Raw genomic sequence first — 17,585 nt, 5'->3', positions numbered from 1 at the left:
TGAGCGGACAGTGATCACGACCGCTGGGCAAGCACACCCGGTTCACACGATCGTGTGGTCCCCATTTTCGCAGGTCACCGGCCCCGCCAGCGGCGTAAAGTCGAACGCGTGTTCATCTCAGCCCAGCGCGCTCGACGCGCCACGCAGCGGAGCGGACCCGGGTGGTCGCCGGGTCCGCTCCGCCCTACCGTCCTCAGCGGACGATCAGCCCTGGAACGCCTACTTGACCAGCGGTACTACCGGCGACGGCGCCGTCGAGAGCGGGATGGTGTAGCGCTGGGTCAGGAACGAGGCCACGTCGTGGAAGAACGGCGCGGCGGAGTGACCGTCCGGAGTGGAGTAGCTGGGCGTGTCGTAGACCATGCCCACCACGAACCGGGGCGAGTCGGCGGGCAGGATGCCCGCGAAGGTGATCCAGTACTTCGAGTCGCTGTAGCGGCCCGCCGCCTGGTCGAACTGCTGCGCCGTGCCTGTCTTGCCGGAGATCTGGTACCCGGTCAGCGCCGCGGCGGGTGCGGTACCGCTGTTGCCGTTGGGCGCCTTCTGCACCACCGCGCGCAACATGTCGCGCGTCGTGCGTGCGGTCTCCGGGCTCACCACCCGCACCGCCTCCGGGCGCGGCTCCTCCACCCGAGTCCCGTCCGGGGCGACCTTCGCCCGCACGATCCGCGGCGGCACCCGGACCCCGTCGTTGGCGATGGCCTGGTACATGCCCGCCATCTGCAGCACGGTCATCGACAGGCCCTGGCCGATGGGCAGGTTGCCGAAGGTGCTGCCGGACCACTGGTTGCGCGGCGGCAGCCTGCCCGGGCTCTCCCCCGGCAGGCCGACCCCGGTGCGCTTGCCGATGCCCAGCTTCTCCAGCAGGGCGGCGTAGCGGTCTTGGCCGATCTGGTCGGCCAGCATCAGCGTGCCCACGTTGGAGGACTTCGCGAACACGCCGGTCGTGGTCATGTTGATCCGGCCGTGCGGCCAGGCGTCGCTGACCGTGCGGTCGGACACCTGGATCGAACCGGGCACCGAGTGCACCGCGTCCGGGGTGGTGACCCCGTACTCGATCGCGGCCATCGCCGTGACGATCTTGTTCACCGACCCCGGCTCGTAGGGCGTGGTGACCGCGGTGTCGTTGAGCAGGTCGGGGTCCTGCCCGCGCAGCCCGCCCGGCGCGTTCGGGTCGAAGGTCTTGTCGTTGGCCAGCGCGTAGATCTCGCCGGTCTTGGCGTCCATCACCACGACGCTGACGCTCTTGGCTTGGCTGCGCTTGCCGAACTCGGCCGCCTTCTGCTGCACGAAGTACTGCAGGTCGGCGTCGATGGTCAACTCGATGTCAGACCCGTCGACGGCGGGCTCCACGTCCCGGGGGGAACCGACGATCACCACGTCGGTGCCGCTCGCGGTCTCCACCATCTGCCTGCCCGTCTGGCCGGACAGCTCTTTGTCGCGCAGCACCTCGAGGCCGAAGAGGCCGTGCAGGCTGTGCTTCTTCGGGTCCGGGTCATCGGTGCGCCAGTTCGCGTAGCCGAGCACGTTGGCCGCCAGCGACCCACCGGGGTACTCGCGCTTCGCCCGGTCCTCCACGTTGAGCGTGGGGTGCAGCTCGACCAGTTCGCGCGCCTTGGCCGGTTCGACGTCGGTGACCAGGTAGGTGAACTTGTCGTCCGAGCGCAGCTTCGCCAGCAGGTCCTGCTCGGACACCTGGGTGCCCAGCACCCTGGCCATGTCGGCGGCGATAGTCGCGGTCTCCTCGTCGAAGGTCACCACGTCCTTCGTCTTGCTCTTGGCCAGCAGGTCGGCCAGCGCCTTGCGCTGCGCCGCGGGCCGGTAGGCCAACGCCTTGACGTCGACGCTGAACGCCAGCTCGACCCCGTTGCGGTCCACAATGGACCCCCGGGTGGCCGGGATGGGCACGTCGAGCATCCGCTGCTTCTCGGCCCTGGCCGCGAGCGCCTCGGCCTCGAACCCCTGCACCTGCACCAGCTTCAACCCGGCGGCCACCAGCGACGCGATCAGCAGGAACCGCACCACCACCACCCGCACCCGGTGATCGGTCCCCGCGGCCCGCTTCGTCACCCGCCGCAACCGCCCCGGCGAGACCCCGAACCGCTTCAGCCCACCGCCACTCGCGCTACCCCGCGCGTGCCCGGCCCTGCCGCCCCCAGCCCGACCACCGCCCCCCGGCCGCCGCACCCCACCAACGCCATCCCCACGACGCACATCCCGAGCACTCCCCCGCCCATCCCCACTACCCCGCGGCGCACCACCGCCCTCACCCCGACGCACTTCCCGCCCAAACCCAGCACCCCGATGAGCTCCCCCAGCCCCACCCCGCGCACCAGCCGACCCACTACCCGTCCCGCGCCCACCAGCCCCCGACCCAGCCCCATCCCCACGCCGACCCACCGGCTCTCCCCCACGCCGCCCTACCGCCCCGCCATCCCCACGCCGCCCACTCGCCGAACCAGCCCCGAGGTCCCGCCCCCCAGCGCCCAACCCCTCCCCAGCCCCACGCCGCCCTGCACCCGAACCACCTTGAGCCCCACGCCCACCGCTGCCCGAACTCCCCTGAGCACCTCGCCCACCGCCCGAACCACCCTGTCCCCCACGCCCACTGCCCGAGCCCCCCTGGATACCCCGCGCACCGCTACCCGAACTCCCCTGTCCCCCACGCCCGCCACTCGAGTTCCCCTGGGCACCCCGCGCACCGCTACCCGAACTCCCTTGAGCCCCTCGCCCACTACCCGAGCTCCCCTGAGCCCCACGTCCAGCTGCGGAACCGCCCCCGGTCCCACGCCCAACCCCCGACCCGCCACCAACCCCACGCGAACCCGACACCCCGCCACCTCCACTCACCCGACGTCCACCATCCCCAGCGCCCGAACCAGCACCACCATCGCCACGCCCCACCGCAGAACCGCCCCGTGCCCCACGCTGCCCAGCGGCAGAACCGCCCTGAGCCGCACGCCCCGCACCCGAACCGCCCTCGCGCCCGCCGCTCACCGGCCCGTCCCCGACATCCCGCCGCAGCTCACCAGCGCGCCCCTGCCCGCCTCGACCCACGCCATCCCGTCCGCCGGTCACTGCCCGCCACCCGCCGCTCCCACTAGTCCCGCCGGAACCACCCACTCGTCCCGACCGGCCTCACACACCCGCACCCCCATACCGCCGCAGCGCACCCCCACGCGCTCTCGGTTCCCCGCCACAACCCAGTCACCAACCAGCCGTGCGCCCCCAAACGCACGACGACGGTCAGCGCTCGACCCGAGAGCGCGGAGCCCTACACCAGTGCCGCACTCACGAGCCGCCGCAGGCATGGCATCGGGGCGTTTCGACCACGACACCTCCCGCCCGCTCCCCAGGACATCCACAGAAAGAAGGTGATAACCGGCGGACAACACCTCGCCGACAGTCGACTGCCAGCGGCGCAGTGCGCCCTTGCGGAACAAGGCATCTATCCGACGAGTCGAGACCCGGACGCTCAGCGCGACATGCGCTGGGCCCAACTGCGAGTGACCAGCGGGCATCCCGCCACGGTCGGGGAGCTGCCAGCGGTAGCCAGGGGACAGTCTGGGACCGCACGTGGCCAGCCCTGATTCGCGCTGGCCGCTAGACCGTCCGGAGCGGCTGGTCGGCACGGCCACTCGACACCGGGTGGTCGACGACCGAGGGGCGCTCGTGGGCAACTCCGAGTGGGGCTGCCCAGTGGGCTGGTCAGGCTGACCCGAGCGCAGCCCACGGCGGGTCTGACTGGCGGGCGGCCCAACATGGGCCCTCGCGGTGGGCAGCTCAAGGCGACCTGGGCGCAGCCCAAGGTGGGGCTGCGCGGTGGGGTGCCCTGGGCTGGGGTGGGCCAGGGGCTGGTGTGGGGGCCGCCGGGGTCGGGGGGCCTGAGGTCCGGGGGTGCTCGGACCTGTGGGCGCCGAGTGGCGGGGGGGCATCAGCCTGCTCCGCCTGGGGGCTCGGGGTCGATGCGGGGTTGGTTGGGGCTCAGCGGTTGGGTGCCCTGGGGGGTGCCCTCCGCCGGGGACTGGGTGCCTGCGGGTTGGGCTGGGTCTGGTTGGGCTGGGGTGGGCTGGGTGCCGCCAGGTTGGGCCCCGTCGGCCGCGGGAGGGGTGGCGGTGTCGGCGGCGGGGGGTGTGGCCGTGGGTGGCGTGGGGTCCGCTGGGGCGGTGGCGGCCTTGGCGGTGCCGACGACCTCGACGGTGCCGTCGGGCTTGAGCCTGATCCAGGCGGAGTCGCCCGCGGGGACCATGCCCAGGGCCTTGGCGCGCTCGGCCAGGGCGGGGGCGGCCTCCTGGTGGGTGACCTCCTGCTGCAGCAGCGCCGCCTGCTCGGCGAGCTCGGTGGTCTGCTGCTTGGTGCGCTCCAGGTCGTAGGAGTCCGCGATGGCCTGGGTGGTCAGCCACAGAGTGGCGGCCACGCCGACGGCGAGCAGGGCGATGATCAGCACCACGAACGAGGCCCGGCCCGCGCTGGCCTCCTCGTTGGCCGCGGCGGCCGACGAGGTGTGCGGGCGGACGCCCTCGCGCTGGGCGCGGCGGGCGTAGGCGCGCTCGGCGGCGGGGGTGCGGGGGCGCTGGGCGGCCCGGCGCGGCTTGGGGGTGGACTCCAGGAGTCCGACCTGGCCGGACGCCTCCACAGTGGACTTGGCGGCGGCAGCGGACTTGGCGGCGGCGGACTTGGTGACCGCGGCGCCAGTGCGCTGGGACTTGGCCGCCGAGACCTTGGTCCGGGGTTCGGCGGTGCGGCGGGGCCGGGTGGCCGCGCGGGTCGTCGAGCCGAGCCCGCGGGCGGTCTGGGTGGGACCGCCGGGCTCGGGTGGGGTGGGGTCTGTTCGCCTTGCTTGTGCTCTACCGGTCACCGATTCACCATGTTCCGCACCGACACCCCGGTCGTCCTCGTCGGACCGGGTCGAGTCCCGCCCTGCGCCGCTCGTGGTCCGGTCGCGCACCGAACCGCGCCGGGCCCTGGGCAAGTCGGCCTTGGGCGCGGCGACGGGGCCTGCCTCGAGGTCGTCGTCCGGGGTGGGGCGGGACTGGGTGGGCAGGCGGCCGGTGCTGCTCGGTGGGGCGGTCATGGTGCCTCCCGGACGCGTTCGGCGGCGCGGAGCCGGACTGACTGCGCGCGGGGGTTGGCGGCGACCTCGGTCTCGTCGGCCACCTCGGCGCCGCGGGTGAGCAGGCGCACCTGGGGGGCGTGCTGGGGCAGTTCCACCGGCAGCCCGGGGGGCGCGGTGGACTTGGCCAGCTCGGTGATGGCCCGCTTGACGATGCGGTCCTCGAGCGACTGGTAGGCCTCGACCACGATCCGGCCGCCGACCGCGATGGCCGACAGCGCGGCCGGGATGGCGCGGCGCAGGACGTCGAGTTCGGCGTTGACCTCGATGCGCAGCGCCTGGAAGGTGCGCTTGGCGGGGTGGCCGCCGGTGCGCCTGCTGGCCGCGGGGACCGCGTCGTAGAGCAGCTCGACCAGCCGCGCGCTGGTGCGGAACGGTTCGCGTTCGCGTTCGGCGACGACGGCGCGGGCGATGCGGGCGGCGAAGCGCTCCTCGCCGTACTCGCGCAGCACCCTGGCCAGGTCCGCGGCGGAGTACTCGTTGAGCACGTCGGCCGCGGTCTGCCCGGTGGTCTGGTCCATCCGCATGTCCAGCGGGGCGTCCCTGGCGTAGGCGAAGCCGCGCTCGGCCACGTCGAGCTGCATGGAGGACACGCCGAGGTCGAAGAGCACGCCATCCACACGGGACAGTCCGAGGTCGACGAGCGCGTCGGGGAGTCCGTCGTAGACGGTGTGCACGAGGTGCACCCGGTCGCCGTGCCGGGCGAGGCGCTCGGCCGAGAGGGCCAGCGCGTTGGGGTCGCGGTCCAGGCCGACCAGGGTGAGCCGGGGGTGGGCCGAGAGCAGGGCGTCGGAGTGACCGCCGAGGCCGAGGGTGGCGTCCACCAGGACGGCGGGGCGGTCGGCCAACGCGGGGTGCAGCAGATCCAGCACCCGCCGCATCAGCACCGGCTCGTGGCGGGGTCGGTCCGTCACCGGCACACCCCAGCCCCACGCACGCGACCAGCCACACCGGACGCGCGCCGCGCCGTCATGGCAACCACCCCTCTCCGCACCAGGTACCTCCCGGCAGAACGGGCGCTGGGTGCCGCCAGGTCCCCGCCCGCTCGTCGGACCTGGCACCGGGGAAGGTGTGCCAGGGCCGAAGGCGAGCGGACCGAGGCCTCACGGCACCCGCGCCCCGCGCTCCGTCAGAACACGCCGGGAAGGACCTCCTCCCGGGCCTGGGAGTAGCTGTCCTCGTGCTCGTCCAGGTAGGTCTGCCACGCCTGCGCGTCCCAGATCTCCAACCTGGTGATCGCGCCGATGACCACGCAGTCCTTGCTGAGCCCCGCGTACTTGCGCAGCTCAGGCGCGATCGCGACCCGCCCCTGCCCGTCTGGTCGCTGCTCGTCGGTTCCGGCGAACAGGTACCGCTGGTAGGCGCGGACCGCCTCGTTCGTCAGGGGTGCCGCGGCGACCTTGCGTGCCATCTCCTCGAACTCCGCGCGTGGGAACACGTAAAGGCAGTGATCCTGACCCTTCGTGACCATCAACCCACCCGCGAGCGCTTCCCGGAACTTGGCGGGCAGCGTGAGCCGCCCTTTGTCGTCGAGCTTGGGGGTGTGCGTGCCGAGGAACATCCGCCACACCCACCTCCCACCGAACCGGTCGGATCGGCCATGAGGCCCCCGTCTGCCCCACTTGGCGCCACAGTACCCCACTTTTCACCACAGTCAACGCGAATCGCGCGGGATTCGGACCGAGCGGTTTCACGTTTTCGCAGCTAGAGGCGCTGGGGTGGGTGTGGGGAGGGGTGGGGGCGCCACCGGGCCGGATGACCCCGACACCCTGCTGAAAACGGGCGAATCAGACCGGGATCAGTGGTCGAACCGCATGTCAACGCCCTGCGTGGGGCACTGTGGGTGGCCGGGAGGGCTCACGGTGGGGCATCGTGGGAATTTCGCCGGGCTCACCCGTTCGGGTAGCGCTCGGGCCGTCGCCGACCGATCACCGACCGTCATCGCGACCTGGGCACCGGTCCAGCGGGTGGACCACCCCGACCCGGGGCGCCGGTGCCGTGACAAGATCCACAACGGCGCGTCCCCCGGGCATCGCCGCGATCGTGACCGCACGGCGGCGCGGCGGCCTATCCTTGGGCGAGCAGCACGGCCATCGGTCGCGCGGTCACCCCGGTCGAGGGCGTTGGGTACTTCGCCCTCGTTTGACACACTCCGTGGCAGGCTGACGCGGCCACGCCGATGTGGTGGCGAGCACGTGGGGGGCGCCGCGCGCCGAGACCGACCGCGCCCGGGCACCGGTGGCGGCGGGAGGCGGGAGAGCCGCCGAGGAACACCAGGAGGTCGCGTGACGTCGAGCACCCCGCATGCCGCCCTGCCGGGCAACCCGTACGGAGCGCCGGGCGGCGAGCCGTTCGCGGGGCAGAACGGGGGGGCGTACCCGGCCCCGTCCGGCCCGCACCCGGCCCCGCACGAGCAGGGCACCGGGCGCCAGCCCGGCCGGTTCGACGACCTGCACGCCACCGCCCAGCGCATCGCGCAGAACGTGGAGCGGGTGCTGGTCGGCAAGCCGGAGGTGGTGCGCATCGCGCTGGTCACCCTGCTCGCCGAGGGCCACCTGCTGGTGGAGGACGTGCCAGGCGTGGGCAAGACCTCGCTGGCCAAGGCGCTGGCCCGGTCGATCGACTGCTCGGTGAGCCGCATCCAGTTCACCCCGGACCTGCTGCCCAGCGACGTGACCGGCGTGTCGATCTTCAACCGCCAGACCAACGAGTTCGAGTTCCGGCCCGGCCCGGTGTTCGCCAACATCGTCGTCGGCGACGAGATCAACCGAGCCTCGCCCAAGACGCAGTCGGCGCTGCTGGAGTGCATGGAGGAGCACCAGGTCACCGTCGACGGCAACACCTACGGGCTCGACTCCCCGTTCATGGTGATCGCCACGCAGAACCCGATCGAGATGGAGGGCACCTACGCCCTGCCCGAGGCCCAGCGCGACCGGTTCACCGCGCGGGTGTCGATCGGCTACCCGGACCCGCAGGCCGAGTTGGCGATGGTCGACGAGCACGCGGGCCACGACGTGTGGGCGACGCTGCGCCCGGTGTCCGACGCCGACCAGGTGCGCGGGCTGATCGAGGCGGTGCGGACGGTGCAGATCGCCCAGGAGGTGCGCCGCTACGCCGTGGAGCTGGTGTCGGCGACCCGGCGGCTCTCGGAGATCCGCATCGGCGCGTCGCCGCGCTCGACCCTGCACCTGGTGCGGGCCGCGCGCGCCCAGGCCGCGCTGTCCGGCCGGGACTTCGTGGTGCCCGACGACCTGCACGTGGTGGCCATCCCGGTGCTCGCGCACCGGCTGGTGCTCACCCCGGAGGCGCAGGCCTCGCGCCGCTCCCCCGCCGACCTGATCCGGGGGCTGCTGCAGCGGGTCCCGGTGCCGCAGGCCACCCCGGACGTGGGTGGCGCGCAGTGGACCGGGCAACGCGGGCGCTAGGGGGAGTCGGATGCGCGGAGCCCTGTCGGGACTGACCACCCGGGGACGGTGCCTGATCGCGGCCGGGCTCGCTGCCGCGTTGTGCTCGGCTGTGCTCAACGAGCGCGACCTGATGCGCGTGTCGGTGTTCGTGGTAGCCCTACCGCTGCTGGTCTGCTGGTTGACGGCAGTGTCGCGGGTGGGGTTACACGCGCAGCGTCACATCTCTCCTGTCCGGGTCCCGGTGGGGGGTCGCACGGAGGTAGCGCTGTCCGTGCAGAGCACCGGCAGGCTTCCGACGGTCGGTCTGCTTGTCTCCGACGGCGTGCCGTACGCGCTCGGGGGTAAGCCGAGGTTCCTCATCGAGTACTTGCCGCGGCACACCGGGACGCAGCTGCGCTACACGCTGCAGCCGATGTTGCGCGGGATCCAGCAGATCGGCCCGTTGAAGGCCACCGTCACCGACCCGTTCGGCCTCGCGGAGTTCGAGCGCGAGCTGGCGGGCACGTCGCGGCTGGTCGTGGTGCCCAGGGTGGTGCGGCTCGCCGGGGTGCCCGGCGGGTCCGGGCTCGGGTCCGGCGACGACGGCTCGGTGCGGCTCAACGCGGGCCAAGGCGAGGACGACGCCGTGGTCCGGCCGTACCGGCAGGGCGACGACCTGCGCAAGGTGCACTGGCGCTCGACCGCCAAGCGCGACGAGATGATGGTGCGCGTCGAGGAGAGCCCGTGGCGCGGCGGCACGACCGTGCTGCTCGACCGCCGGGTCGCCGGGCACCGGGGCGCCGGGGCCGGGTCGAGCCTGGAGTGGGCGGTGTCCTTCGCCGCGAGCGTGTGCGTGCACCTGCACCGCCACGGCCACCAGATCCGGTTGGTGACCGAGACCGGCGGGATCCTGGTCAGCGACGCGGGCGACGGCGCGCACAGCGACGCCGCGGTGCTCGACGCGCTGGCCGCGTTGCAGGCGGTGCACCAGCGCGACATCTCGTGCCCCGCCGATCCCGGTCACGGCCAGGAGCTGATCGCGATCCTGGGCGCGGTGACGCCGGAGTCGGTCAGCCAGCTGATCCGCTACCGCACCCGGGGCACGCGCAGCCTCGCGGTGCTGCTCGACACCCCGGCTTGGGGCAGCGGCGACGGCCCGGACGTGGACCCGACGGCGGCGGCCAGCCTGCTGGCGGGCGCCGGGTGGGGCGTCACCGTCGCGCGGCCGGACGTACCGATGACCCAGGTCTGGGCCGGGGTCTGCCGCACCGGAACCCGGCGCGGCGACACGATGATCGCGGGAGCCGGGACATGAGCGACCAACCCCCGCCCACGGTGCAGGCGCAGTGGTCGACCACGGTGACGCCGGTGGTCGCCGCGGTGACCACGCTGTGCGCGTCGACGGCGTTGTCCGGGGTGATCTCCGGTGCCAGGTGGCTGGGGCACGCCGGGATCGCGGTGATCGTGGTCGCCGCCGTCGGCTTGGGCCTGCGCGCGTTGCGCACCCCGACGCTGCTCGTCGGCATCGGTCAGCTGGTGTCGTTGCTGTTCCTGCTGGTCGCGCTGTTCACCGACAGCGGGGTGCTGGGGATCTTCCCCGGTCCGGACGCGTTGGACGACCTGGGCACCGTGCTCAGCGACTCGGTGGAGGCGGTGCGCACGGGGGTGCCGCCGGTGGCCGAGACGAGACCGGTGCTGTGCCTGGTCGTGATCGCGATCGGGCTGGTCGCGGTGCTGGTCGACACCCTGGCGGTCGCCGCGGGCGCCCCGGCGGCGTGCGGTCTGGTGCTGCTGTGCGTGTACGCGGTCCCCGCCTCGCTCGCCGACGAGCTGCTGCCCTGGTGGTCGTTCGTGCTCGGCGCGGGGTCGTTCGCAGTGCTGCTGGCGGTCGACGGGACGCACCGGCACCGGCTGTGGCGCAACCGGCCCGCACTGCCCACGACGGGTAGCGGGTTCGGGTCACCGATCGCGATGGTCTCCTCGGCGCTGGTGCTCGGTCTGCTCGCGGGCGCGCTGATCACCGGGATCGGCACCGTCGGCAGCCTGCCCGGTGGCGGCAACGGGGGCGGTAGCGGCGGCGGGCTCGCGCTGAAGCCGTTCACGAAGCTGCGCGGCATGCTCGACCAAGGCAACAACGTGGAGCTCTTGCGCGTACGCGGCCTCGGCAACGACAGCCGCTACCTGCGCGCGATCACACTGCCCAGCTACAAACGCGACGGTGGTTGGGTCGCCGCGGACGCGTTGCCCAACAACGTTCCCGCCGGGTTAGCCCTACCGCCCGCACCGGGTGATGACGGTCGGGGCGAGGTCACCCGGATCGAGATCGAGCCGATCAACTACGAGGACCTGTGGGCGCCGGTCTACGGCACCCCCCGCAACCTGCGCGACCTGCCGGACGGCATGTTCTACGACCAGGCGGGCGGCATGGTGTTCTCGCACAACATGCGCAAGCTCGACCGGTACGTCGAGGACGCCGACCTGACCCAGCCGAGCTCGGACCAGCTGCGCCAGGCGGGCGACAACTACGACGAGATCGACCCGGTCTACCTGGCCGCCGACGGGATCGATGCCGAGGTCATCACCCTGGCCAAGCTGCTCACCGACGGCCAGAACTCGGTGTTCGACAAGACGATGGCGCTGCAGAAGTACTTCGCGACCACCAACGGCTTCCAGTACAAGACGCAGACAGCGCTGACCAGCGACGAGAACGCCCTCAAGGAGTTCCTCTTCAACTCCAAGACGGGCTACTGCGAGCAGTACGCCTCCGCGATGGCCATCCTCGCGCGCGCGGCGGGCATCCCGTCCCGCGTCGCGATCGGCTACACGGCGGGTTTCCTCTCCGGCGACTACCGGTCGATCACCACCCAGGACGCACACGCGTGGGTAGAGGTCTTCTTCCCCGGCCAGGGTTGGATCACCTTCGACCCCACCCCCCTCGCCGACGGCCGCACCTACGAGCCCCCTTACGTCAGTTCCGACCCGAGCACCGGCCCGTCGACCAGCGTGACGACGGAGAAGGTCCCAACGGGCTCCGCTAGCACTACCGCCGCACCCCGCAGCGAACGTCCGGACACCGACCCGCAGGCGGGCAACCTGGGCGGCACGGGCTCCACTGACTCGGCGTGGCCGTGGCAGGCGTGGGTCGGCCTCAGCCTTGGCGTCATCGCGCTTCTGCTGTTGGTCCTGTCGACGGCAGTGGGCATGACGGTCGTCCGACCGTTCGCCATCGTGGCGGCACTGGGGGCGGGCGTGTTCCTGCTATCGCTGGTGTCGTGGTGGCTGAGCGCCCTGCTCGTCGTCCTGGCCCTGGCCGCCATCCCGGCCACCCTTCGCGACTGGCACCGCCGCCAACGCCGCACCGCCCTGGCCAGCGAGGGCGCGGCGACGGCGGCCTGGACCGAGCTGATGGCCGAGTCCTGGGACCGGGGCGCCGAGACCTCCGAGACCGACACCGTCCGCACCGCCGCCCGTCGCCTGGCCAAGGAACACAGCCTCGACGACGGGTCCAAGCAGGCCCTGCGGACCGTGGTGAACTCGGTGGAGCGCTCCTGGTACGGGGGCCACGCTGATCGGGACCCGGAACTCGCGCGGGCGTTCGACGAGGTTGTGTCCGGGATGCGGAAGTCGTCGCCACTGGACTGGAAGGGGCGATTGCTCCCCCGCTCCGTGATCTCGCCCCAACGCAAGCCCAAGCGCCCGGAGTAACCCACCGAAACCGCCCTCCCTTCCCCCAATGGACACGTGTCACAGGGGAAGGAGGGCGGTTTCGGTCTGCCGCTAAATGGCCTGGAAATGGCTCAGCGCCGACACCCGGAGTGGGGGTCGGCGCTTGGGCCTGAGTGGGGATCGCTGACTGGGTGGGGTTAACGCTCTTCGTCGAAGCGCTTCTTGAAGCGCTCCTCCATGCGTTGGGAGAACGAGCCCCGGCGGTGGTGGGCGGCGGTGCCGCCTCCTCCGCTGGGGGACTCCTGACCTGGCTCCGGTTCGGAGCCGCCCTGGCGCAAGGCCGTCAGCGTCAGCAGAGCACCGACGAACATCACCAGGAAGCCGAGCAGGCTCACCACGGGGATACCAGCCGGTTTGAACGGCAGCATCACACCGAGCACGAGGAGGGCGACGCCCAGGACGAAAAGGGCGATGCCTTGCAGTCTGCGCCGCCGGGACGGCTTGCGCAGGCGGGCACCTCGGACGGTGGAGGCGAACTTGGGATCCTCGGCGTAGAGCGCGCGCTCGATCTGGTCGAGCAGTCGCTGCTCGTGCTCGGAGAGTGGCATGCGTTCCTCCTCCGGCACAGCGGTCGCGGGCGCCGGGCGATCACGGTTGCCGCCGGACCCGGCGGGCACCCCTCGGTGGAGGTGTCGCCTCCAGGATACGGGGCGTTTCCCCCCGCGACTACCCGATCCCGGATCACGACGCGGTCGCTCTGTCGGAGTCCTCCTTCCGGGGTAGTCCCGACCGGGTGTCGTCGCGCCGCGCGCCCTGTCGATCACGCTCGGCGCCCAGCCCGATCGGGGCCGCGACCAGCTCGTCCGGGATGGCGAACGCCTCGACCAGCACTGCCGCGTGCGGGCGGAGGTGGCGGCAGAGGTCGTTGACCGCCCCGGTGACGGCCTTGGCCCTGCTGGTGGTCAACCGGCCGTGGCCGAGGAACCAGTCCAGGTCGGACTCCACGGAGCTGAGCACGTGCAGATCGCACACCCGGCCGAGCAGCGCGGCCGCGTCCTGGTCGGCGCACCGGTCGATGGCGGCGACGAACGCCTCCAGCACGATCCGCTCGACGTGCACCCTGGCCGCCCGCAGCACGTGGTCCTGGGCGGCGTTGAACACCTCGAACGCCGACTCGCCCGGCTCCCCCGCGCGCCGCAGCCTGCGGGCCAGGGTGTCCAGGACGTGCTTCTCCCGGTCCTCGAACAGCCGCAGGTGCCAGCCCCGGTCGAGCAGGTCGGCGTCCTCGTCGCGGGCGGTGACGGCGCCCACGAGCCGTTCGATGAGCGACCGGGCGGCGGTGCGCTCGATGACGGTGCCGACGAACTGGTCGGCGATGAACCTGGCCATCCCGACGCTGCCCAGCTCGTGCAGGTCCTGCTGGTAGCCGGTCAGCAGGCCCTTGGCGACGAGCTGGTAGAGCACCGTGTTGTCACCCTCGAAGGTGGTGAACACGTCGGTGTCGGCCTTGAGTTGCGGCAGCCGGTTCTCCGCGAGGTACCCGGCACCGCCGCAGGCTTCCCGGCAGGCCTGGATGGCGCGGGTGGCGTGCCAGGTGGTGGCGGCCTTGATGCCTGCGGCCCTGGACTCCAGTTCGCGTTGCCCGTGGTCGCCGAGGTCACCGTCGTGCAGCGTGGAGACCAGTTCCTCTTGGGCGAAGTGCAGTGCGTAAGACGTCGCGAGCGCGGGCAGCAGTTTGCGCTGGTGCGCCAGGTAGTCCAAGAGGACAACCTCGTCGTTGCCGTCAGGGTTGCGGAACTGACGGCGGTCGAGCGCGTAGCGGACCGCGATGGTAAGCGCGTTCTTGGTGGCACTACCTGCCGCGCCTGCGACGCTGATCCGGCCGCGGATCAGCGTGCCCAGCATCGTGAAGAACCGGCGCGAGTCGCCCTCGATCGGGCTGCTGTACGTGCCGTCCTCGGCGACGTCCCCGTACCGGTTGAGCAGCGCGTCGCGCGGGACGCGGACCTGGTCGAACCAGATCCGCCCGTTGTCGACGCCGTTGAGCCCGGCCTTGCGACCGCAGTCCTCGATCGTGATCCCCGGCAGCGGTCGACCACCGTCGTCGCGCAGCGGCACCAGGAGCGCGTGCACGCCACGCCCCTCGCCGCCGGTGATCAGCTGCGCGAAAACGACGGCGATGCGACCGTCACGGGCCGCGTTGCCGATGTAGTCCTTGCGGGCCGCGATGTCGGGGGTGTCGAGGACGAACTCGCCGGTGTCCGGGTCGTAGGTGGCGGTGGTGCGCAGGTGCTGGACGTCGGAGCCGTGGCCGGTCTCGGTCATCGCGAAGCACCCGGGCAGGCCGAGGTCCATGATCTCCGGCAGGTACCGGTCCAGGTGCCGCTCGGTGCCCAGCGCCTCGACCGCGCCGCCGAACAGGCCCCACTGCACGCCCGCCTTGACCATCAGCGACAGGTCGCCGAAGCCCAGCATCTCGAACGAGGTCAGCGACCCGCCGACATCGCCCTCGCCGCCGTGGCTGACCGGGAACCCGACCCTCGGGTACCCGGACTTCGCCAGCTCGTGCAGCTCGGCAAACACCTGCTCCCGGTGCTGCTCGGTGGTCAGGTCGTAGGTGGCGGGCGAGGGCAGCGCGGCCATGCGGAGCCGCGCCTCTCGCCGCACGTGCGCCCAGCGGCCGTCGAGCAGTTCGGTGAGCAGCCCGGCCGCGACGGGGTTGGTGGCCGGGATGGGCATGCGTCCTCCTCGTGCGGTGGGGATCTCCGACGCTAGTGCGCCCCGTCCGCGCGCGCCGGTTGTGCGAGATGGCGCGGGGTGCGATACCTATGGCGCATGGACCCAGTCGCGGCGTTGAAGCAGATCGCGCTGTACCTGGAGCGCGCCGGTGAGGCGACGCAGAAGGTGCGCGCGTTCCGCCGGGCCGCGGCGAAGGTCGCCGAGATCGACCCGGACGAGATCACCACCAGGGCCAAGGCCGGGACGCTGACCGACCTGCCCGGCATCGGGAACTCGATCGCGCTGGTGATCGCCGAGTCGGTCATGGGCGGCGAGCCCAGCTACCTGGTCAACCTGATGGGCAAGCAGGCCGGACCGGTCGCCGGTGGCGGGGCGCTGCGCGCGGCGCTGCGCGGTGACTGCCACACGCACTCCGACTGGTCCGACGGCGGCAGCCCCATCCGGGAGATGGCCGAGGCCGCGATCGCGCTCGGCCACGAGTGGATCGTGCTGACCGACCACTCCCCCCGGCTGCGCGTCGCCAACGGCCTCAGCGCCGACCGGCTGCGCAGGCAACTGGAGGTGGTGGCCGAGTTGAACGTGGAGCTGGCGCCGTTCCTGGTCCTCACCGGGATCGAGGTCGACATCCTGCTGGACGGGTCACTCGACCAGGAGGACGACCTGCTGGCCGAGCTGGACGTCGTCGTCGCCAGCGTGCACTCCCAGCTGCGGATGCCGAAGGCGGAGATGACCGAGCGGATGCTCACCGCCGTGGCCAACCCGCACGTCGACGTCCTCGGGCACTGCACCGGCAGGCTGGTGGTCGGCAAGGGCAGGCCGGAGTCGGAGTTCGACGCGCCCGCGGTGTTCGCCGCGTGCGCCGAGTACGGGGTCGCCGTCGAGATCAACTCCCGCCCGGAGCGGCTCGACCCACCGCGGCGGCTGCTGCGCCAAGCCGTCGACCTCGGCTGCCAGTTCGCGATCGACACCGACGCGCACGCCCCCGGCCAGCTCGACTGGCTGCCCTACGGCTGCGAACGAGCCGAGGAGTGCGGCGTCGGCGCCGACCGCGTCATCAACACCAGGACCGCCGACGACCTGCTCGCGGGCATCGCCGCCCGCTGCTAGACGGCCAAGCCGTGCGCGGCTCATCGGCACCGCCGCCCGGGGCTCGACGACACCACCGCGAGGCCCGTCGGCAACGCGCCCGCAGCTAGACGGCGAGGCCGCGCGCGGCTATGCGGCACAGTCGCGCGCGGCTCATCGGCATGGCCGCCCGCGGCTGGACGGCAGCGCCGCCCGCGGCTGGATCACCATCGCCGCGGGCGCCTGAACGGGCAGCGCCGACCGTGTTAACCGGCAACGGGGATCGGGCCGCGGACCACGGCCGGTGTGCGAGAGTGGTGCCCATGGCGCTGCGGCAGGTCGACGAGGTGGCCGAGACCGAGGTGGCCGCCCGTGCTCTTGGCCTGGTCCTCACCAGGGCGAGCACCGACGTCTACCCGAAGGTCCCGCCGATGCAGCTGCGCGCGCTGCACTTCGTGGAGACCCTGGAGCCGGTGAACCTGACCCGCCTCACCGAGGAGCTGGGCACGATCCCGTCGTCCACCAGCAGGCTGTGCGACCGCCTGCAGGCCGCGGGGCTGCTCGACCGCCGCCCGGCCACCACCGACCGGCGCGAGGTCGAGATCGTGCTCACCATCACCGGCCGCGAGCTGCTCGACCGGCTCCGGGCCGCCCGCCGGGCCGATCTCGCCGCCGTCCTCGACGCCATGCCCGCCCCGTCGCGGGCGGCGCTGCTGCACGGGCTGCGCGAGTTCTCCGCAGCCGCGCACCGCCGTTCCCCCGTGTCGAGCTGAGCGGGTCAGGTCAGCGGGACGCAGACGTAGCCGTTCTCGGCCCAGTAGCTCGGCGTGATCTTGAGCCAGGCGATGCCGCACACCTGCGGCGTCGTCATGGCGCCCCAGTCCTGGTTGAGCGTGAGGGTGAACCCGCTGGCCGACTGGGAGTCCTGGCTCCTGCGGTCGAAGGTGAGGCCGCTGAGCTGGAAGTACCCGTAGAACGGGGAGCAGTTGTTGGCCACGCTCGCCCAGTCGACGTGCCAGCTGACCGGGCTGGTGCGGGTGTACTCGACGGCGACCTTCACGCAGCCGTTGGCCCGCTCGGTTGCCGCGCTCGCGGTCGGCGCGCCGAGCACCGACACACCCGCCACGGCCAGCACCGCGCACGCCCCGGCCGTCATTCTTCGCACAAAGGACACGATTTCTCGCCTTTCGATTCGGGGCGGCCGACAACCGCGACCGATTCCCCACAGTGGGCCGCGCCGGATTCGACGCCGTGCCGAGCGTAACCCCGCACAAGGGGACAGTCAGTACTCTTTCCGGGCGCACCTGATCTTCTCCCGGCGCACGACTGGTCGCGGTTTATCTCCACCGTCGACAGGGTTTGCCTGGGGATACAGCCGATGACACGGGCGACTAGTGACTTGCGCGTCGAGACATCCGCGCGCTTTTCAGAGAATCAGCGGCGGCCGATACAAATTTGCACCGGGCCGTAACGGAAATGCCGCGAGCGCCGATGGGACGCTTTCATGTTCCAGGTGGAAATCGCGACGCGCGGCCGGGCCGCGCTGAGCAGCCCCCGATATACAGCTTACCGGGGAGTCTGGGAATGGTGCGCCGGGCGACGAGTGGGCCTGTGGA

The 17,585-nt window shown here is 72.2% G+C and carries 12 protein-coding genes; 5 read left to right on the top strand and 7 right to left on the bottom strand.

From position 1 onward, the window contains the following. Positions 1-219: 219 nt before the first annotated feature. The 4 genes from LV79_RS20510 to mraZ all read right to left on the bottom strand — a co-directional run bounded on the left by LV79_RS20510 (position 220) and on the right by mraZ (position 6,674). On the bottom strand, positions 220-2,187 hold the full coding sequence (locus LV79_RS20510) for a peptidoglycan D,D-transpeptidase FtsI family protein (RefSeq protein ID WP_372495376.1): 1,968 nt from the start codon (positions 2,185-2,187) through the stop codon (positions 220-222). A gap of 1,747 nt (positions 2,188-3,934) precedes the next feature. Further along, positions 3,935-5,074 carry a cell division protein FtsL gene (ftsL, locus tag LV79_RS20505; protein ID WP_253839231.1) on the bottom strand — a complete coding sequence of 380 codons (1,140 nt, stop codon included), beginning with the start codon at positions 5,072-5,074 and terminating at the stop codon, positions 3,935-3,937. After that, the gene (rsmH, locus tag LV79_RS20500; RefSeq protein WP_285469923.1) at positions 5,071-6,027 is read right to left on the bottom strand and encodes a 16S rRNA (cytosine(1402)-N(4))-methyltransferase RsmH; all 957 of its coding nucleotides are present in this window, start codon (positions 6,025-6,027) and stop codon (positions 5,071-5,073) included. Before rsmH ends, ftsL begins: the two co-directional genes overlap by 4 nt. 215 nt (positions 6,028-6,242) lie before the next feature. After that, positions 6,243-6,674, bottom strand: a complete 432-nt coding sequence (gene mraZ, locus LV79_RS20495; RefSeq protein WP_121390684.1) for a division/cell wall cluster transcriptional repressor MraZ — start codon at positions 6,672-6,674, stop codon at positions 6,243-6,245. 724 nt (positions 6,675-7,398) lie between these two features. Between mraZ and LV79_RS20490 the strand changes: the two genes are divergently transcribed. The 3 genes from LV79_RS20490 to LV79_RS20480 are packed head-to-tail and all read left to right on the top strand — an operon-like array spanning position 7,399 to position 12,204. Continuing rightward, positions 7,399-8,538 (top strand): AAA family ATPase, encoded by a 1,140-nt coding sequence (locus LV79_RS20490; RefSeq protein WP_372495375.1) that lies wholly within the window; start codon positions 7,399-7,401, stop codon positions 8,536-8,538. A 10-nt stretch (positions 8,539-8,548) separates the two neighbouring features. Then, complete coding sequence (locus LV79_RS20485; RefSeq protein ID WP_253839229.1) at positions 8,549-9,814, top strand: DUF58 domain-containing protein; 1,266 nt, start codon at positions 8,549-8,551, stop codon at positions 9,812-9,814. Continuing rightward, positions 9,811-12,204 (top strand): transglutaminase TgpA family protein, encoded by a 2,394-nt coding sequence (locus tag LV79_RS20480; protein WP_253839228.1) that lies wholly within the window; start codon positions 9,811-9,813, stop codon positions 12,202-12,204. The genes LV79_RS20485 and LV79_RS20480 overlap by 4 nt, the downstream gene beginning before the upstream one ends. A 158-nt stretch (positions 12,205-12,362) precedes the next feature. Here the strand turns inward: LV79_RS20480 and LV79_RS20475 are convergent, their stop codons facing one another. Next, positions 12,363-12,773, bottom strand: a complete 411-nt coding sequence (locus LV79_RS20475; protein ID WP_253839226.1) for an SCO2097 family morphological protein — start codon at positions 12,771-12,773, stop codon at positions 12,363-12,365. A gap of 133 nt (positions 12,774-12,906) precedes the next feature. Continuing rightward, a complete protein-coding gene (locus tag LV79_RS20470; RefSeq protein WP_253839224.1) occupies positions 12,907-14,904 on the bottom strand; it encodes an acyl-CoA dehydrogenase family protein in 1,998 nt (665 codons plus the stop codon). A gap of 96 nt (positions 14,905-15,000) precedes the next feature. Between LV79_RS20470 and LV79_RS20465 the strand changes: the two genes are divergently transcribed. Continuing rightward, complete coding sequence (locus tag LV79_RS20465; RefSeq protein WP_253839222.1) at positions 15,001-16,011, top strand: PHP domain-containing protein; 1,011 nt, start codon at positions 15,001-15,003, stop codon at positions 16,009-16,011. A 281-nt stretch (positions 16,012-16,292) separates the two neighbouring features. Continuing rightward, on the top strand, positions 16,293-16,742 hold the full coding sequence (locus tag LV79_RS20460) for a MarR family winged helix-turn-helix transcriptional regulator (protein ID WP_253839220.1): 450 nt from the start codon (positions 16,293-16,295) through the stop codon (positions 16,740-16,742). A gap of 5 nt (positions 16,743-16,747) precedes the next feature. On the opposite strand, the gene LV79_RS20455 is transcribed toward LV79_RS20460, so the two are convergent. Then, complete coding sequence (locus LV79_RS20455; RefSeq protein WP_253839211.1) at positions 16,748-17,134, bottom strand: hypothetical protein; 387 nt, start codon at positions 17,132-17,134, stop codon at positions 16,748-16,750. Between the last annotated feature and the right edge of the window lie 451 nt (positions 17,135-17,585).

Origin of the sequence: Actinokineospora globicatena (assembly GCF_024171945.1) — a bacterium.
GTDB classification, from domain to species: Bacteria; Actinomycetota; Actinomycetes; order Mycobacteriales; family Pseudonocardiaceae; genus Actinokineospora; species Actinokineospora globicatena.
The sequence above is the reverse complement of the archived record's forward strand: the minus strand, read 5'-3'. Positions and strand labels throughout refer to the sequence as shown.